At 48.9% G+C, this 17,206-nt stretch carries 14 protein-coding genes; 13 read left to right on the forward strand and 1 reads right to left on the reverse strand.

Going from position 1 to position 17,206, the window contains the following annotated elements; translation table 11 throughout:
- Positions 1 to 82: 82 nt before the first annotated feature.
- Positions 83 to 316, reverse strand: coding sequence for a DUF2627 domain-containing protein (locus KW93_RS07415; RefSeq protein ID WP_033542357.1), 234 nt, complete (start codon positions 314 to 316; stop codon positions 83 to 85).
- A gap of 121 nt (positions 317 to 437) precedes the next feature.
- Between KW93_RS07415 and KW93_RS07420 the strand changes: the two genes are divergently transcribed.
- The 13 genes from KW93_RS07420 to KW93_RS07480 all read left to right on the forward strand — a co-directional run bounded on the left by KW93_RS07420 (position 438) and on the right by KW93_RS07480 (position 17,141).
- Positions 438 to 2,483, forward strand: coding sequence for a sigma-54 interaction domain-containing protein (locus tag KW93_RS07420; protein ID WP_033542358.1), 2,046 nt, complete (start codon positions 438 to 440; stop codon positions 2,481 to 2,483).
- A gap of 124 nt (positions 2,484 to 2,607) precedes the next feature.
- Positions 2,608 to 3,528, forward strand: coding sequence for a phosphate butyryltransferase (yqiS, locus tag KW93_RS07425; protein ID WP_152602433.1), 921 nt, complete (start codon positions 2,608 to 2,610; stop codon positions 3,526 to 3,528).
- Positions 3,529 to 3,548: 20 nt separating this feature from the next.
- Positions 3,549 to 4,643 carry a Leu/Phe/Val dehydrogenase gene (locus KW93_RS07430; protein WP_033542360.1) on the forward strand — a complete coding sequence of 365 codons (1,095 nt, stop codon included), beginning with the start codon at positions 3,549 to 3,551 and terminating at the stop codon, positions 4,641 to 4,643.
- Between the two features lie 20 nt (positions 4,644 to 4,663).
- Complete coding sequence (gene buk, locus KW93_RS07435; RefSeq protein WP_033542361.1) at positions 4,664 to 5,749, forward strand: butyrate kinase; 1,086 nt, start codon at positions 4,664 to 4,666, stop codon at positions 5,747 to 5,749.
- Between the two features lie 18 nt (positions 5,750 to 5,767).
- Positions 5,768 to 7,195: a dihydrolipoyl dehydrogenase gene (gene lpdA / locus KW93_RS07440; RefSeq protein ID WP_033542362.1), complete on the forward strand. Its 1,428-nt coding sequence runs from the start codon at positions 5,768 to 5,770 to the stop codon at positions 7,193 to 7,195.
- Between the two features lie 14 nt (positions 7,196 to 7,209).
- Complete coding sequence (locus KW93_RS07445) at positions 7,210 to 8,214, forward strand: thiamine pyrophosphate-dependent dehydrogenase E1 component subunit alpha (protein ID WP_033542363.1); 1,005 nt, start codon at positions 7,210 to 7,212, stop codon at positions 8,212 to 8,214.
- On the forward strand, positions 8,214 to 9,197 hold the full coding sequence (locus KW93_RS07450) for an alpha-ketoacid dehydrogenase subunit beta (RefSeq protein ID WP_033542364.1): 984 nt from the start codon (positions 8,214 to 8,216) through the stop codon (positions 9,195 to 9,197). The genes KW93_RS07445 and KW93_RS07450 overlap by 1 nt, the downstream gene beginning before the upstream one ends.
- A 23-nt stretch (positions 9,198 to 9,220) precedes the next feature.
- Positions 9,221 to 10,573: a dihydrolipoamide acetyltransferase family protein gene (locus tag KW93_RS07455; protein ID WP_033542365.1), complete on the forward strand. Its 1,353-nt coding sequence runs from the start codon at positions 9,221 to 9,223 to the stop codon at positions 10,571 to 10,573.
- Between the two features lie 109 nt (positions 10,574 to 10,682).
- On the forward strand, positions 10,683 to 12,374 hold the full coding sequence (locus tag KW93_RS07460) for a methylmalonyl-CoA mutase family protein (RefSeq protein ID WP_052131506.1): 1,692 nt from the start codon (positions 10,683 to 10,685) through the stop codon (positions 12,372 to 12,374).
- 1 nt (position 12,375) lies between these two features.
- Positions 12,376 to 14,523, forward strand: a complete 2,148-nt coding sequence (gene scpA / locus KW93_RS07465) for a methylmalonyl-CoA mutase (RefSeq protein WP_033542366.1) — start codon at positions 12,376 to 12,378, stop codon at positions 14,521 to 14,523.
- Positions 14,523 to 15,590: a methylmalonyl Co-A mutase-associated GTPase MeaB gene (meaB, locus tag KW93_RS07470; protein ID WP_033542367.1), complete on the forward strand. Its 1,068-nt coding sequence runs from the start codon at positions 14,523 to 14,525 to the stop codon at positions 15,588 to 15,590. Before scpA ends, meaB begins: the two co-directional genes overlap by 1 nt.
- Before the next feature lie 64 nt (positions 15,591 to 15,654).
- Entirely contained in the window at positions 15,655 to 16,095 is a 441-nt protein-coding gene (locus tag KW93_RS07475; protein WP_033542368.1) for a BrxA/BrxB family bacilliredoxin, read from the forward strand.
- A 68-nt stretch (positions 16,096 to 16,163) separates the two neighbouring features.
- Positions 16,164 to 17,141, forward strand: coding sequence for an aromatic acid exporter family protein (locus KW93_RS07480; protein ID WP_033542369.1), 978 nt, complete (start codon positions 16,164 to 16,166; stop codon positions 17,139 to 17,141).
- Positions 17,142 to 17,206: the final 65 nt, after the last annotated feature.

The raw sequence follows: 17,206 nt of genomic DNA on the forward strand, positions 1-17,206 counted from the left end.
TGCTCCTGCATCGCTGCGCTGCTTCGTCGCTTCGTCGCAAGAGTGGGCCCGAAACCGTGGCCACTCTCGCTGTCGCTTTTATCTATTTCTGAAATCTTTTCGATACAGTGCCTTTTTTGCGGTCCCGGTTCAGCAGGAATCCGGCAAAGAAACCGATCCCGAGAACGGTGAATACCAGGCCCAGTGAAAACTGCAGCCAGATGAACGGATAAGGTTCCAGTAATTTATTGAATATGGAATCTCTCATAAGTTTTATGCCATAAGCGGCCATGATCCCCGGTATCAGGAGAATTATGAATGCTATCAATCGTCCCATGTTTCCACTCCTTCTTTTCCATTGTTCCGATTTCCATCAAAGTTGTCAAGAATTCCATCCTGTTGTACGCTAGAATCATATTGCAAACATTTGCATATGCGAAGGAAGGGTTTGAATAATTTTGCAAAAAGTTTTGATTATTGGAGGCGGCGCAGGCGGCCTTGCATTATTGAAAATGCTGGGGGATTCCGACTATCTGGAACTTGCGGGGATTGCGGATATAAATCCGGCGGCTCCGGCACTCGAGAAAGCAAAGGAACTCGGAATCGCCAGCAAAGAAAAATACGAAGATTTCCCAAAAGATGAATTTGATATCGTCATCAACGTTTCCGGCAGCAGCGAAGTTCAACAGCAGCTGGAAAGGCATTTCCCGGCAAAAACAGTCATCATACCGGGAAGCATTGCGAACTTCATTGTCAAACTGTTCGATGAAAAAGAGCATTTCATCAAAAAACTCAGCATGGAAAGCCATAAGCAAAACATCATTTTCAATTCGATAGAAGAAGGCATGATCGGCATTGACAGGGATAGTCATGTCATATTCATGAACCGTTCCGCGTCACGCATGCTTGAAAAAAATTCGAAAGACGTCATCGGCAAGCACATCCATGAACTGATCGCCTCAAGCGAACTGCCACGGATATATGAAACCGGCAGAACGGAGTTGAACAGGGAGCTGCAATTGAGAAATGGCTTGAAAATTGTCACTTCGAGATTTCCGATGATTGATGAATACGGTGAAATCATAGGAGCATTCGCTGTCTTCCAGGATATTACAGAAGTCGTGTCGCTGGCCGAAGAAATAACCGATTTGAAAGAAATCCAAACGATGCTCCAAGCCATCATCCAGTCGAGCGATGACGCCATATCCGTTGTGGATGAAAATGGCTATGGACTGCTGGTAAACCCGGCCTACAGCCGGCTTACCGGCCTTCAGATGGATGATGTCATCGGAAAACCGGCTTCTGCAGATATTTCCGAAGGGGAAAGCATGCATTTGAGGGCACTTCAAACAAGAAAGCCGGTACGCGGTGTAAATTTAAAAGTTGGCCCGGCCAACAGGGAAGTCATCGTGAATGTAGCGCCGATCATTGTGAATAATATTTTGAAGGGCAGTGTGGGCGTCATCCATGACACGACCGAAATACGTGGATTGATGAAAGAGCTCGACCGCGCGCGCAGCATCATCCGCACACTGGAATCCAAATATACGTTTGATGACATCATCGGGCTGTCACCGGAAATGCAATTATCGCTGCAGCAGGCGAAACTGGCTGCCCAGACCCCCGTCACTGTGCTATTGCGGGGCGAATCAGGAACCGGCAAAGAGTTGTTCGCCCATGCGATCCACAGCGCCAGCGACCGCAAATTCAATAAATTTGTGCGGGTGAACTGTGCTGCGCTGTCAGAGGAACTGCTTGAAAGCGAGCTCTTCGGCTACGAGGAAGGAGCGCTGCAGGGCGTCAAGAGCGGAGGCAAAAAAGGCTTGTTTGAAGAAGCTAATAACGGCAGTATTTTCATCGATGAAATCGGTGAACTGTCGCCTTCGATCCAAAGCAAATTGCTGAGAGTGCTTCAGGAACATGAAACGCTCCGCATCGGCGGAACCAAGCCCGTGCCAGTCAATGTGAGGGTCATTGCATCGACGAATGCGAATATGGAAAAAGCGCTTCTCGACGGGACTTTCAGGGAAGACCTTTACTACAGGCTGAACCGTATGCCGATCCTGATTCCGCCGCTCAGAAGCAGAAAGCAGGATATACCGCGCATTGTCGAACGACTGCTGATGAAATTGAATCAGGAGTACGGCAGAAATGTCGAAACAATAACCGAAAAAGCGCTGCAGCTGCTGCGCATGTATGATTGGCCTGGAAATGTTCGGGAACTGGAAAATGTGCTCAGCAGGGCGATGATTTTTATGAACAACAATGAAAACGTGCTGGACGTGCAGTACATCCCGCTGAATATGATCAAAGCTGCAGAAGCCAAAACTGAAGTGGCGATTGATAGCGGCAGCCCTTTGCAGGAACAGCTCGATACGGTTGAACGCGGAATTTTACAAAAAGCGCTCGAAAGCCATAAAGGCAATAAATCGAAAACTGCTAAATCACTGGATATTTCACTGCGGACTCTTTATTACAAACTGGAGAAATTCGGCCTGGATTAGAATTTGCAGGAATTTGCACGGTTTTGCAATAATTTGCAAAAGGAAACGCCCTTTTCACTCGATAAAACGCTTACATCCCTTATATTACGCGGTTATATCTGTTTTAATTAAAATGAATGAGGTGATGATTTTGACCACATTAAATGAACTTGTTGAACAGATTTCTCACGAACAAAAACAAAATGACGTAGCGGTTGCTGCAGCTGCCGATCTTGAAGTACTGGAAGCCGTACACATGGCGATTACGCGCAATATCGCCAGATTTACCCTGTTTGACGAAGAAGTCAAGTTGAGGCAGATGATCAGCGAGCATTATCCTGAATTGCTCAATCATCCGAAAGTTCGTCTCATCAACGTCAAAGGAGCGGTGCAGGCGGCAAATGCGGCAGTCAAATCCGTCTTCGTCAAAGATTCAAATGTTTTGATGAAAGGCCATATTGCGACAGCTGTGCTGTTGAAGGCTGTCTTAAATGAAGAGTACGGTCTGCGGACGGGCAATATACTGTCACATGTGGCCGCTTTTGAAATTCAGGGATTTGACCGGCTGATCTATATTACTGACGCCGGCATGAACATCACACCGGATTTGAAGCAAAAAGCGCAGATTATCCGCAACGCCGCTCAGATTGCGCGTTCGGTCGGAGTTGAAATGCCGGTTGTCGCTCCGCTTGCTGCGGTGGAAGTCGTTAATCCGGCAATGCCGGCAACATTGGATGCAGCTGCGCTGTCAGCCATGAACCGCAGAGGCCAGATAAAAGGATGCATCGTCGACGGCCCACTTGCTCTCGACAATGCCATCTCGACGCTTGCGGCGGCGCATAAAGGCATCACCGGTGAAACTGCCGGCAAAGCCGACATTCTGGTGGTTCCGAATATCGAAGCCGGCAACATCCTGTATAAGTCGCTGGTGTATTTCGCACAGGCGAAAGTAGGCGGTGTCATCGCAGGTGCAAAAGCACCCATCGTTTTGACTTCCCGTGCCGACAGTGCAGAAAGTAAATTATATTCATTGGCATTGGCGATAAAATCAGCTGCTACTGAATAAAACAATAGGAGGAAATGACAATGGAAATTTTCAAAAAGATGGAAGAGCACGACTACGAGCAACTGGTATTTTGCCAGGACAAAAATTCCGGGCTGAAAGCCATTATCTGCATCCATGATACTACTTTAGGGCCGGCACTGGGCGGCACACGCATGTGGAACTACGAAACAGAAGAAGAAGCGATCGAAGACGCAATCCGTCTCGGCCGCGGAATGACATATAAAAATGCAGCAGCCGGCCTTAACCTGGGCGGCGGTAAAACGGTCATCATCGGAGACCCGCTGAAAGACAAAAACGAAGAAATGTTCCGCGCATTCGGCCGCTTTATCCAAGGGTTGAACGGACGCTATATCACTGCAGAAGACGTTGGGACGACTGTGGCTGACATGGACCTGATCCACGAAGAAACTGATTTCGTAACAGGTATTTCACCAGCATTCGGTTCTTCAGGAAACCCGTCTCCAGTAACCGCTTATGGCGTATACATCGGTATGAAAGCCGCTGCGCTTGAAGCATACGGCGATGATTCGCTTGAAGGCAAAACAGTTACCGTTCAAGGCGTCGGCAACGTTGCTTATACATTATGCGAATACCTTCACAAAGAAGGCGCTAACCTGATCGTCACGGACATCAATCAGGACGCTGTACAGCGTGCTGTAAATGATTTCGGTGCAACTGCAGTAGAGCCGAATAGCATCTATTCACAGGATGCCGATATCTTCGCGCCATGTGCAATGGGCGCAATTATCAATGATGATACGATTCCACAATTGAAAGTGAAAATTGTTGCCGGCTCAGCCAACAACCAGTTGAAAGAAGAACGCCACGGCGACGAATTGGAAGCGCGCGGCATCGTTTACACTCCTGATTTTGTTATCAACTCAGGAGGTGTCATCAACGTTGCGGATGAGTTGTACGGATACAATAACGAGCGTGCGATGAAGCGTGTTGAAACAATTTACGACAGTATTTCCCGCATCTTCGAAATTTCGAAACGCGACGGCATTCCAAGCTACCAGGCAGCGGAACGCATGGCGGAAGAACGCATCGAACGCGTACGCAATTCACGCAGCCAGTTCCTGCGCAACGAACACAATATCATTAGCAGACGCTAAAACAGAATGGAGGGATCTATTTGCAAGAGCAGCTTTATCGCATACTGGTCATCAACCCGGGATCCACGTCCACAAAGATTGGCGTTTTTGACAACGATATTCTGATCATGGAAAAAACGATCCGCCATTCAGCAGAAGCCATCAATGAATTTCCGGCGATCATCGATCAATACGCTTTCCGAAAACAGACCATCCTGGAAGCCCTTGACGCGGAAGGAATGAACATCTCGAAACTTTCTGCTGTCTGCGGCAGAGGCGGGTTGCTGCGTCCGATCGAAGGCGGCACTTATGCTGTCAATGAAGCGATGCTCGCCGACCTTCGCAAAGGAGTGTCGGGACAGCACGCGTCAAATCTCGGCGGCATCATTGCCAACGAGATTGCGTCAGGGTTGAACATACCCGCTTTTATCGTCGATCCAGTCGTTGTGGATGAGTTGGACCCGATTGCACGGATCTCAGGTTTTTCACTGATTGAGCGGAAATCGATTTTTCATGCATTAAATCAAAAAGCGGTCGCCAGGCGATACGCTAAAGAAAAAGGCCGCCGTTATGAAGATCTTCGTTTGATCGTAACGCATATGGGCGGCGGCATCACTGTCGGCGTCCATAAAGAAGGCCGCGTCGTCGAAGTCAATAACGGATTGCACGGAGACGGGCCATTCAGTCCGGAACGGGCAGGAACCGTACCGGCCGGTGACTTGGTTGAATTATGCTTTTCTGGACAATATTACCGGCATGAAATCATGAAACGCCTTGTGGGACAGGGCGGCCTTGTCAGTTATCTCGGCACGAATGATGCCGTAACCGTTGAAAAACGCATTGAAAAAGGCGACGAACAAGCACAGATGGTCTACGAAGCAATGGCCTATCAGGTTGCAAAGGAAATTGGCGCGGCCAGTGCTGTATTGCACGGCCAGGTTGATGCCGTCATTTTAACCGGCGGCCTCGCCTATGGCAAAGGTTTCGTCAAAGCGATTTCTGACAGGATCAGCTGGATCGCGGATATCGCGGTGCATCCGGGAGAAAATGAATTGCAGGCCCTGGCTGAAGGTGCGGTCCGCGTTTTAAACGGAGAAGAAACAGCTAAAACTTATCCCGCTATATAATAGAAGGAGGACAATTGCATGGCACAGAATTATGATGTAGTCATCCTTGGCGGCGGAACAGGCGGTTACGTAGCCGCCATCCGTTCAGCACAATTAGGTTTGAAGACGGCCATCGTCGAAAAAGGCGAATTGGGCGGTACATGTCTGCATAGAGGCTGCATTCCGAGCAAAGCGCTGCTCAGAAGTGCAGAAGTTTACTCGACCACGAAAAATCATGCAGCGGATTTCGGCGTACAGACAGGCGAAGTCAGCCTGGATTTCTCGCGTGTGCAGCAGCGCAAGCAAGGAATCGTCGACCAATTGCATAATGGCGTCAAAGGTTTGATGAAAAAAGGCAAGATTGATGTTTATGAAGGACTCGGCCGTATTTTGGGACCGTCCATTTTCTCACCGAATCCAGGCACGATTTCAGTGGAAATGAATAACGGCGAAGAAAACGAAATGCTGATTCCGCATAACGTCATTATCGCTACGGGCTCCCGTCCGCGCAGTCTGCCGGGTCTTGAGTTTGACGGCGAATTTGTCATGAATTCGGACGAAGCGCTGGCAATGACGGAATTGCCGAAATCAATGCTGATAGTCGGAGGCGGCGTAATCGGAATCGAATGGGCTTCCATGCTGAATGATTTCGGTGTGGAAATCACGGTCATTGAATATGCCGACCGCATCATTCCTACCGAAGACAGGGACATTTCAAAAGAAATGCTGAAATTATTGAAGAAAAAAGGCGTGAAATTCGTCACCAGCGCCAAAGTGCTGGCTGATACACTCGAAAAAGGCGAAAACGGCGTAACGATCCAGGCGGAAATCAACGGTGAAAACCAAAGTTTCTCGGCTGATAAGATGCTTGTTTCTGTTGGGCGCCAAGCCAATGTTGAAGGAATCGGGCTTGAAAATACCGATATCATTGTCGATAAAGGTTTTATTCAAGTGAAAAACACGTTCCAGACAAAAGAATCTCATATCTATGCAATCGGTGATGTAATCGGTGGCCTGCAATTGGCCCATGTCGCTTCCCACGAAGGAATCACTGCGATTGAACATATCAAAGGGAATAACCCGCATGCCATTGATTACGAAAAAGTATCCCGCTGCATCTACTCGAATCCTGAAGCGGCAAGTGTCGGAATTACTGAAGAGCAGGCGAAAGAAAAAGGCTTCGACGTCAAAGTCGGCAAATTCTCTTTCAAAGCGATCGGCAAGGCGCTGGTCTACGGCGAAAGTGACGGCTTTGTCAAAATCGTCGCGGATAAGAAAACAAACGATGTGCTGGGCGTCCATATGATTGGACCGCATGTAACAGATATGATTTCTGAAGCAGGTCTCGCAATGGTACTCGATGCAACGCCATGGGAAATCGCTGAAACGATCCACCCGCATCCATCATTGTCCGAAATCATGGGTGAAGCTGCATTAGCGGTTGACGGTAAAGCAATCCACAGTTAAAGGAGGAATATTGAATGACTGCAAAACACGAAGAAGTTGGTTTGTCGAATGACGATGTTCTAAAGATTTATGAAACGATGCTGATGGCCCGCCGCGTCGATGAGCGCATGTGGCTGTTGAACCGCGCTGGCAAAATCCCGTTCGTCATTTCATGTCAGGGACAGGAAGCGGCACAGGTTGGCGCAGCTTTCGCACTGGATACAGAAAAGGATTATATCGCGCCTTATTACCGAGATATGGGAGTCGTTCTGCATTTCGGCATGACACCAAAAGATTTAATGCTCTCGGCATTTGCCAAAGCGGAAGATCCTAACTCCGGCGGCCGCCAGATGCCTGGCCATTTCGGCCAGAAGAAAAACCGCATTTTGACGGGTTCTTCACCTGTTACGACTCAATTGCCTCATGCAGTTGGCGTAGCATTAGCCGGCAAAATGAAAAAACAGGACTTTATTACGTTCACAACTCTTGGGGAAGGTTCTTCCAACCAGGGTGATTTCCACGAAGGTTTAAACTTCGCCGGAGTCCATAAACTGCCTGTCATTACAATGGTTGAAAACAATAAATATGCGATTTCAGTGCCTTATGACCGTCAAGTGGCGAGTAAAAACGTTTCTGACCGCGCAATCGGCTACGGCATGCCCGGCGTGACAATCGACGGCAACGACCCGATTGAAGTCTACAAACATGTCAAAGAAGCGGCTGACCGCGCGCGACGCGGTGAAGGACCAAGCCTGATTGAAACAGTATCGGAGCGCATGACTGCCCACTCTTCAGACGATGATCACAGACAATACCGTTCAGCTGATGAACTCGCTGCACAAAAAGAAAAAGATCCAATTCTACTTTTCGGTGCCTACCTGAAAGAAAACGGCATCCTGAACGATGAGCTTGAAAAAGAGATCAACGACCGCATCATGGTTATTGTCAACGAAGCTACAGATTATGCAGAAAATGCTCCTTATGCTGAGCCTGAACATGCACTCAAATATGTCTATGCAGAAAAAGGAGGGAACGAATAATGGCAGTAATGAATTATATTGACGCCATAACGCTCGCCATGAAAGAAGAAATGGAACGTGACGAGAACGTATTCGTTCTTGGGGAAGACGTCGGTAAAAAAGGCGGCGTTTTCAAAGCGACTGCCGGCCTTTATGACCAATTCGGCGCTGACCGTGTTCTGGATACGCCGCTTGCTGAATCAGCAATTGCAGGAGTTGGAATCGGTGCTGCGATGTATGGCCTTCGTCCGATTGCTGAAATGCAATTCGCCGATTTCATCATGCCGGCCGTCAACCAGATCATTTCCGAAGCATCGCGCATCCGTTACCGTTCCAACAACGACTGGTCATGCCCGATCGTTTTCCGCGCTCCATTTGGCGGCGGTGTACACGGCGCACTTTATCATTCCCAGTCGGTTGAAGCGGTTTTCGCCAACCAGCCGGGACTTAAAATCGTCATCCCGTCAACGCCGTATGACGCAAAAGGTCTTCTGAAAGCGGCTATCCGCGATGAAGATCCTGTTATGTTCTTTGAACACAAACGCGCATACCGCCTGATCAAAGGGGAAGTGCCGGAAGACGATTACACGATTGAAATCGGTAAAGCTGATGTAAAACGTGAAGGCGAAGACATTACTGTCATCACTTATGGCCTTGCTGTGCATTTTGCTTTGCAGGCTGCTGAACGCCTTGCTGAAGACGGCTATTCTGCGCATATTCTTGACCTTCGTACGATTTATCCACTGGATAAAGAAGGCATCATCGAAGCTGCCAAGAAAACCGGTAAAGTTCTTCTTGTTACAGAAGACAATAAAGAAGGAAGCATCATCGGCGAAGTGGCAGCGATCATTGCTGAAAACTGCCTGTTCGACCTGGATGCACCAATCCAGCGACTTGCTGGACCGGACGTTCCGGCAATGCCATATGCTCCGACGATGGAGAAATTCTTCATGATCAACCCGGACAAAGTAGAAAAAGCGATGAGAGAGTTGGCAGAGTATTAATAGAAGAAAAAGGAGGAATCCCTTTGGCTATCGAAAACATTAAAATGCCTCAGCTTGGTGAAAGTGTAACTGAAGGCACGATCGAAAAATGGCTCGTGCAGCCAGGCGACCATGTCAATAAGTACGATGCGCTTGCCGAAGTCAATACGGACAAAGTGACAGCCGAAGTGCCATCATCATTTACCGGTACGATCAAGGAACTGATCGCTGCGGAAGGTGAAACACTGGCAGTCGGTGAAATCGTCTGCACCATTGAAACAAAAGGCGGCGACTCAGCTCCCGCTGAAGATGCGACGCCGCAGCCTGCTAATCCGGGCAAAGAAAATATCATGCCTGCTGAGGATACAGAAGTAACGGCAGGAATGACCGGCGAAAAAGGCTCTTCAAAGCCAGCTAAAGCAAGCGGCTCGAAATCCCGTTATTCACCGGCCGTCATGCGTCTGGCGCAGGAAAACGATATCGACCTCACACAAGTCGAAGGATCCGGCAATGAAGGGCGGATTACCCGCAAAGATATCATGGCGTTGATTGAAAGCGGCAATATTCCTAAAGCAGGCGACGCTCCAGCTGCTGCACCGCAACAGCCGGAAGCAGCTCCGGAGCAGCAATCGGCACCTTCAGCGCAGTCGGCACCGGCTCCAAAAGCACCTTCAGCTCCAATTCAAAGCGCACCGGGCGATATCGAAATTCCGGTAACCGGCGTCCGCCGTGCCATTGCTGCGAATATGCTGAAGAGCAAACACGAAGCACCGCATGCGTGGATGATGATCGAAGTCGACGTGACGAACCTGGTTCAGTACCGCGATTCGATCAAAGGCGACTTCAAGAAAAAAGAAGGATTCAATATTACGTATTTCGCTTTCTTTGTCAAAGCCATTTCACAGGCGCTGAAAGAATTCCCGATGATGAACTCCATGTGGGCAGGAGATAAGATCATCCAGAAGAAAGAGATCAACATCTCCATCGCTGTAGCTTCTGATAACGCTCTTTTCGTACCTGTCATCAGAGACGCTGACGAGAAATCGGTCAAAGGCATCGGAAAAGAAGTCAATGAACTGGCGCTGAAAGCCCGCTCAGGCAAATTGTCATCAGCCGATATGCAAGGCGGAACTTTCACAGTGAACAATACCGGTTCATTTGGATCGATCCAGTCGATGGGCATCATCAACCATCCGCAGGCAGCGATCGTTCAGGTTGAATCGATCGTCAAGCGTCCGGTGATCATGGATAATGGCATGATTGCTGCACGCGACATGGTGAACTTGTGTATGTCGCTTGACCACCGTGTGCTTGATGGACTCGTCGCAGGCCAATTCCTTGCACGCGTCAAAGAAATTCTTGAGAATATGTCAAAAGAAAATACCTCCGTATATTAATCAAAGTTAAAAGAAAAAGCTTGAAGTCTTCGGACTTCAAGCTTTTTTGGCTTTAACAGACCGGCGTTCTCAGGTAAAATGATGAATAGAAGATGAGGGAGGGATAATCTTGACCATCGAATCGATGAAAGGGACAAAATTTCCGAAACGTACATATGACGAGTGGCAAAAAGCTGCTGAAAAGGCAATTGGCGGAAAGCCTGCAGATTCACTTAAAACCAAGACAATTGAAGGGATTACACTGAAGCCTTTATATACAAAGGAAATGCTGGAAGAGCTGGGCGAGCTCCCTGCTTTTCAGCAGGAAGCGGTACGGACAGGCAAAAGAAGCGCCGGCTGGCTCGTGGCTCAGGAAGTACTGGCGGAATCACCGGAAGATTTTCTGCTGAAAACAAAAGAAGATTTGACAAAAGGCAATGAGATGGTCGTTTACACGAGCTCCCGGCAGTTTGAGTGGACGGACACGGCACTTGAAAGACTGGCTGATCTCCTGCTCAAGCATCCGTTCTATTTTAAATTGACGAGTGAAGATACGGGAATTCTGCGTGTATTCGATTTTATTGAAGAACCTCAGCACAGCCGTCTTTCCGGCGTGATTTTTTCGGAAGAAGAAGTGGCTGCTCCGGATAATGTCAGAACTAAGTTGGTCGATACAGTTCCGGTCCACCATGCGGGCGGAACAATTGTCCACGAGCTCGGTGTGGCACTCAGCATCCTTGCCGAATCGATAAAAGATGGAAATTATAAAGAAACAGCTTCGAATATATGGATCCGTTTTGCTGTCGACACTCAATTCTTCCAGGAAATTGCGAAGCTTCGCGCATTCCGCGGCTTATGGAAAGCATTCAGTGAAGCGTACGGGGAAGAAGTGGTGAGCATACCGGTGTATACGGAAACTTCGGTCCGCTCCTATTCGAAATTAGATCCGTATGTGAATTTATTACGCGCCGGCAATGCGACATTCGCGGCGGTTCTTGGAGGCACTGACGCACATACAGTCCACCCGCACGATTTCCTTACGGTGTCTCAAAAGTCGAGCAGAAGGATTGCCCGCAACGTGCAATTGGTCATCAAAGAAGAAAGCCACGTGTCCCGCGTGCTGGACGCTTCCGCCGGTTCTTATTTCATCGAACAGCTGACGAATGAATACATCGAAGCCGCCTGGAATTACTTCCTGGAAATCGAAGCCGCCGGCGGTTATTCTGAAGTCATCAAAACCGGCTGGCTGACGGATGATATACAGTCCAAATGGATGGAACGGAAAAAACTCGCAGCCGAACGAAAAATTTCCCTGATCGGCACCAACGTCTATGCCAATCCGCAGGAAGCGATAAAAGAACATTCAATCGACAGCAGCCACCTTGAATACATCACGGCAAAACGCCTTGCAACGCCTTTTGAAAAATTGCGCGCCAGAAGCCGTGAAGTGGAATTGAGAACAGCCATCATTCATATGGGGCCGTTGAAAGATGTCAAAGCGAAATCCGATTTTGTGGAAGGGCTGCTTGCAGTCGGCGGAATCGAGCCTGACATCAGCCCGGAAATAAAAGATTCAGTTATGCTCAATCAATACCTGGCGGAACAGCAGCTGGATTATGCTGTATTGTGCGGCGATCCGGAAAAGATGGATGCCATTATTCCCGGTTTAAAAACAGCGGCGGTACTGGATGTTGCCGGCAGATTTTCCGCAGAGCAGATGAACAGCTGGAAATCATTCGGCATAAGCGGTGCCGTATATACCGGACAGGATATCGTCAACAAGCTTGAAAAGATTTTGAACTTAGGAAAGAAGGCGCTCTGAAATGACCAAACCCGATTTTTCCAAAGTGGATTTAAACGAATTTAAGCTGAATAAAATGGAGCCTGAGCATGCACAAGAGTTTCTGACGAATGAAGGAATTTCCATCAAACCGTCCTATACAGCGGAGGATGCGGCAGGAACAGAAGATACACTGCCCGGCATGGCCCCTTATATCCGTGGCCCTTACCCGACGATGTATGTGTCCCGTCCCTGGACTGTCCGCCAGTATGCAGGATTCTCGACAGCCGAAGAAAGCAATGCATTCTACCGTCGCAACCTGGCGATGGGGCAAAAAGGGCTGTCGGTGGCATTTGACCTGGCCACACATCGCGGCTATGATTCCGACCATCCGCGGGTTGTCGGAGATGTGGGCAAGGCTGGCGTCGCTATTGACAGCGTGGAAGATATGAAAATCCTTTTTGACGGCATCCCGCTTGATAAAATGTCCGTGTCGATGACTATGAACGGGGCAGTGCTGCCGATCATGGCGTTTTTCATAGTTGCTGCCGAAGAACAGGGCGTCACGCCGGAACAATTGGCCGGAACCATTCAAAACGATATTTTGAAAGAGTATATGGTGCGCAATACGTATATTTATCCGCCGGCCATGTCGATGAAAATCATCGCGGATATTTTTGAATACACATCCCGCAATATGCCTAAATTCAATTCGATATCAATTTCCGGCTACCATATCCAGGAAGCGGGGGCGACAGCCGATATCGAACTGGCGTATACACTGGCCGACGGTCTCGAGTATGTCCGGACAGGCCTGCAGGCGGGAATCGACATCGATTCTTTTGCGCCCCGTCTGTCGTTCTTCTGGGGCATTGGCATGAATTATTTCATGGAAGTGGCGAAAATGAGGGCAGCCCGTGAAATCTGGGCGAAAATGATGAAATCCTTTGATCCCCAAAATCCGAAATCATTGGCGCTGCGTACGCATTCACAGACTTCGGGCTGGAGCCTGACTGAACAGGATCCTTTCAACAACGTTACACGCACGCTGCTGGAAGCGAATGCGGCAGCGATGGGCCATACACAATCGCTGCACACCAACGCACTCGATGAAGCGATCGCGCTGCCGACGGATTTCTCGGCACGCATTGCGAGAAACACACAATTGTTCCTGCAGGAAGAAACGGGAATGACAAAAGTCATTGATCCGTGGGGAGGTTCCTTCTATGTAGAGAGCCTGACAAAGCAATTGACGGACAAAGCATGGAAATTGATTGAAGAAGTTGAAGAGCTCGGCGGCATGGCAAAAGCGATTGAAACCGGTTTGCCAAAAATGCGCATTGAAGAAGCGGCGGCGAAAAAGCAGGCGCAGATCGATTCGGGTGAAGAAACGATCATCGGCGTCAACCGCTACCGTCTCGATCAGGAAGATCCAATCGACATCCTGAACATCGATAATACGATGGTGCGCAAAAAGCAGATCGAACGCATCGAGCTGGCGAAAGCGAAAAGAGACAGTGATAAAGTGAAGGAAGCATTGGCGGAACTGACACGGGCAGCAACTGAAGGCAACCGGAATATTTTGGAATGTGCCGTCGATGCAGCAAGATACAGAGCGACTCTCGGTGAAATTTCGGACGCCATCGAATTGGCATCCGGCAGACATAAGGCGGTGATCCGTTCTGTGAGCGGCATATACAGTTCAAATTTCTCCAATCAGCAGGAAATTGAAATCGTCAAGGAAATGACGGAAGATTTTATCGAAAATGAAGGCCGCAGACCGCGGATCCTGGTCGCCAAAATGGGGCAGGACGGGCACGACCGCGGGGCGAAAATCATCGCAACGGCGTTTGCCGACCTTGGCTTCGACGTCGATATCGGCCCCTTATTCCAGACACCGGCAGAAACTGCGCAGCAGGCGGCGGAAAACGATGTTCATGTAATAGGAGTAAGCTCACTTGCAGCAGGGCACCGGACGCTTGTGCCGGATCTTGCCGCGGAACTGAAGAAACTGGGACGGGAAGATATTCTGATCGTTGTCGGAGGCGTCATTCCGGCACAGGATTATGAATTCCTCCGCAACAACGGAGCCAGCGCCATTTTTGGGCCAGGCACAGTAATTCCGGTGGCTGCACAAAAAGTGATCGAAGAAATCTATGTGCGCCTCGGATACGAGGAAGTGGCAGACTGATGAAACGGGAAGACGGCTCACGGCGGGTCATGGAAGGTGTCAACGCCGCACATGACGGCATGGTGCCGGCTCCAAGGAAAAAGTTCAGGAAGCCGGCTAAAAAAGCGATGGATATCGGTGAAATAGCTGAAGGTGTAATAGAAGGATCCCGTTTGCATCTCGGCAAAGCGATTACGCTGCTCGAAAGTTCGAACCCAGAGGATAAAAGGGAAGGGCAGCAGCTGCTGAACAGATTATTGCCACACACAGGAAAATGCCTCCGAATCGGCATTACCGGAGTGCCCGGTGCCGGCAAAAGCACGTTTATCGAAACTTTTGGGGAGATGCTGACAGGACTGGGATTGCGTGTTGCCGTATTGGCGATCGATCCAAGTTCTTCTTTGACCGGAGGCAGCATTCTCGGCGATAAAACGCGGATGGAGAGGCTGGCAAAAAATCCGAAAGCTTTTATCCGTCCGTCGCCGACTGCCGGCACGCTTGGCGGTGTCCATAAAAAGACGCGTGAAACGATGCTGCTGTGCGAAGCAGCGGGTTATGACGTCATTCTGGTCGAAACGGTTGGTGTCGGGCAAAGTGAAACATTGGTGCGGGGCATGGTCGATCTGTTCATGCTGCTTGTTTTGACCGGAGCCGGTGATGAACTGCAGGGAATGAAAAAAGGCATTCTTGAACTTGCCGACGCTATTATTGTACACAAAGCCGACAGTGACAATCTGCCCCTGGCGGAAAAAACAGTCCGTGAATATAAAGGGATCGTCCGTTTTTTGCAGCCGGCAACTGAAAATTGGAAGACCCGGTGCCTCGCAGTTTCTTCTATAGAAGAAACCGGCATCAGGGAAGTCTGGGACATGGCGCAGGAATTTGAAGCTGCAGGCAAAACGAACGGCGTGTTCAATAACAGGCGCCAGAGCCAGACGAAGGATTGGTTCCGCTCGATGATTACAGACGAACTGCACAGCCGATTTTTTGACGATCCGCGAAAGCGGCAATTGGTGAAAACGCTGGAGCAGCAGATTCTGACCGGCCAGCTGACCGTCGCCCAGGCCATCAGCCAGTTATTCGAGTAAGCTTTTTTGCAGTTCACCCGAACACCTGCTATGATAATTACAGATAACAGAAGGAGTGGTACCAATGAGCATGGATTTTAATTTTCTGATGAATGATCTGACAACTAAAGCCCGTCAGGAACTTACAGAAGGCGGCTACAAAGAATTGACAACACCTGAGGAAGTAACGGATGCACTGACTAAACCCGGTACAAGCCTTGTAATGATCAACTCTGTTTGCGGCTGTGCAGGCGGTATCGCAAGACCGGCGGCACTTCACGCAATCCATTACGATAAGCGCCCGGATAATCTATATACAGTTTTTGCCGGACAGGATAAAGAAGCGACTGCACAGGCACGCGCGATTTTCGGCGATGACCATCTGCCGTCTTCTCCTTCTTTTGCCATTGTAAAAGACGGAAAAATGGTTGATGAAATCGGACGCCATGAAATTGAAGGCCATGACCCAATGTCAGTCATCACTCATATCCAAGCATTGTTTGAAGAGCATTGCAGCGAAATCTAACATGAAGATGCCCCTCAAAAAGGGGTATTTTTTATTTCGAATAAAAAAGGGAGGGAAGGATTCTGAAACTGAAACGTTTGTCCATAGGCTACCGTACGATGAAAACGGCTGTCGGGGTCATCATCGCCATCTCACTTGCCCAGCTGCTGCAGCTCGACTTTTATGTATCTGCGGGAATCCTGACAATCCTGTGTATCCAGCCAACCAAAAAACGTTCAATTCGCGCTGCGCTTTCCAGATTTGTTGCCAGCCTGATCGCCATCATTTATACCTTTATTTTTTTCGAAGGAATCGCCTACCACCCGGTTGTGGCCGGCATCATGATACTTCTGTTTATACCTGTGCTGGTCAGCCTGCGTTTCGCGGACGGTTTTGTATCGAGTTCTGTAATTATTTTCCATATTTACAGTGTCGGAAATTTGACCGGCAGTTTAATCCTAAATGAGATCCTTTTGATGGCCATCGGATTTGGAACGGCTTTGCTTGTGAATATGTATATGCCAAGCATTGAGAAGAAGCTGGAGGACTACCGATTTCAGATTGAGGAGCTGTACGCGAAAATCCTCAACGAAATGGCGGTATACCTGAAAGAAGGGGACAGCAGCTGGGACGGCAGGGAATTGATGCAGACCGAAGAAATGCTGAGTAAAGCAAAAGCGCTTGCCTATCAGGATGTTGAAAATCATGTGACCCGACTCGAGAATAAATATTACCGCTATTTCGATATGCGGGAAGACCAATTTGAAATAATTGAGCGCATACTTCCTAAAATATCCACCCTGCCGGTACTGGTGAAACATGCCGCTTTGATCGCTGATTTTCTCACCGATCTCGCAGACCATGTCCATTCAGGCAACACGGCCTACCATTATCTGGACAAACTGGAAGGTGTGAAAAAAGAGTTTTCACTGCTGCCGCTGCCAACCAGCCACAAGGAATTCCAGTCCATGGCCGCGTTGTATCAGGTCATCGAGGAACTGGACACTTATCTGGAAATCAAGCAATCCTATAAAGGTTTCACCAATAAAAAAACGGCCGATGCATAATCGGCCGTTTTGGGGTTGTAAAGAAATGTATGCTCCTTCAATCATTTCGCTGCATATCTTTTAAT

This window comes from Planococcus sp. CAU13, assembly GCF_000775575.1.
Lineage (GTDB): Bacteria > Bacillota > Bacilli > Bacillales_A > Planococcaceae > Planococcus.

Excerpts from the sequence above, each read along its gene's own strand:
- scpA (WP_033542366.1), top strand. The coding sequence starts at position 12,376 with ATGACCAAACCCGATTTTTCCAAAGTGGATTTAAACGAATTTAAGCTG.
- KW93_RS07430 (WP_033542360.1), top strand. The coding sequence starts at position 3,549 with ATGGAAATTTTCAAAAAGATGGAAGAGCACGACTACGAGCAACTGGTA.
- KW93_RS07475 (WP_033542368.1), top strand. The coding sequence starts at position 15,655 with ATGAGCATGGATTTTAATTTTCTGATGAATGATCTGACAACTAAAGCC.
- meaB (WP_033542367.1), top strand. The coding sequence starts at position 14,523 with ATGAAACGGGAAGACGGCTCACGGCGGGTCATGGAAGGTGTCAACGCC.
- yqiS (WP_152602433.1), top strand. The coding sequence starts at position 2,608 with ATGATTTTGACCACATTAAATGAACTTGTTGAACAGATTTCTCACGAA.
- lpdA (WP_033542362.1), top strand. The coding sequence starts at position 5,768 with ATGGCACAGAATTATGATGTAGTCATCCTTGGCGGCGGAACAGGCGGT.
- KW93_RS07445 (WP_033542363.1), top strand. The coding sequence starts at position 7,210 with ATGACTGCAAAACACGAAGAAGTTGGTTTGTCGAATGACGATGTTCTA.
- KW93_RS07415 (WP_033542357.1), bottom strand. The coding sequence starts at position 316 with ATGGGACGATTGATAGCATTCATAATTCTCCTGATACCGGGGATCATG.
- KW93_RS07450 (WP_033542364.1), top strand. The coding sequence starts at position 8,214 with ATGGCAGTAATGAATTATATTGACGCCATAACGCTCGCCATGAAAGAA.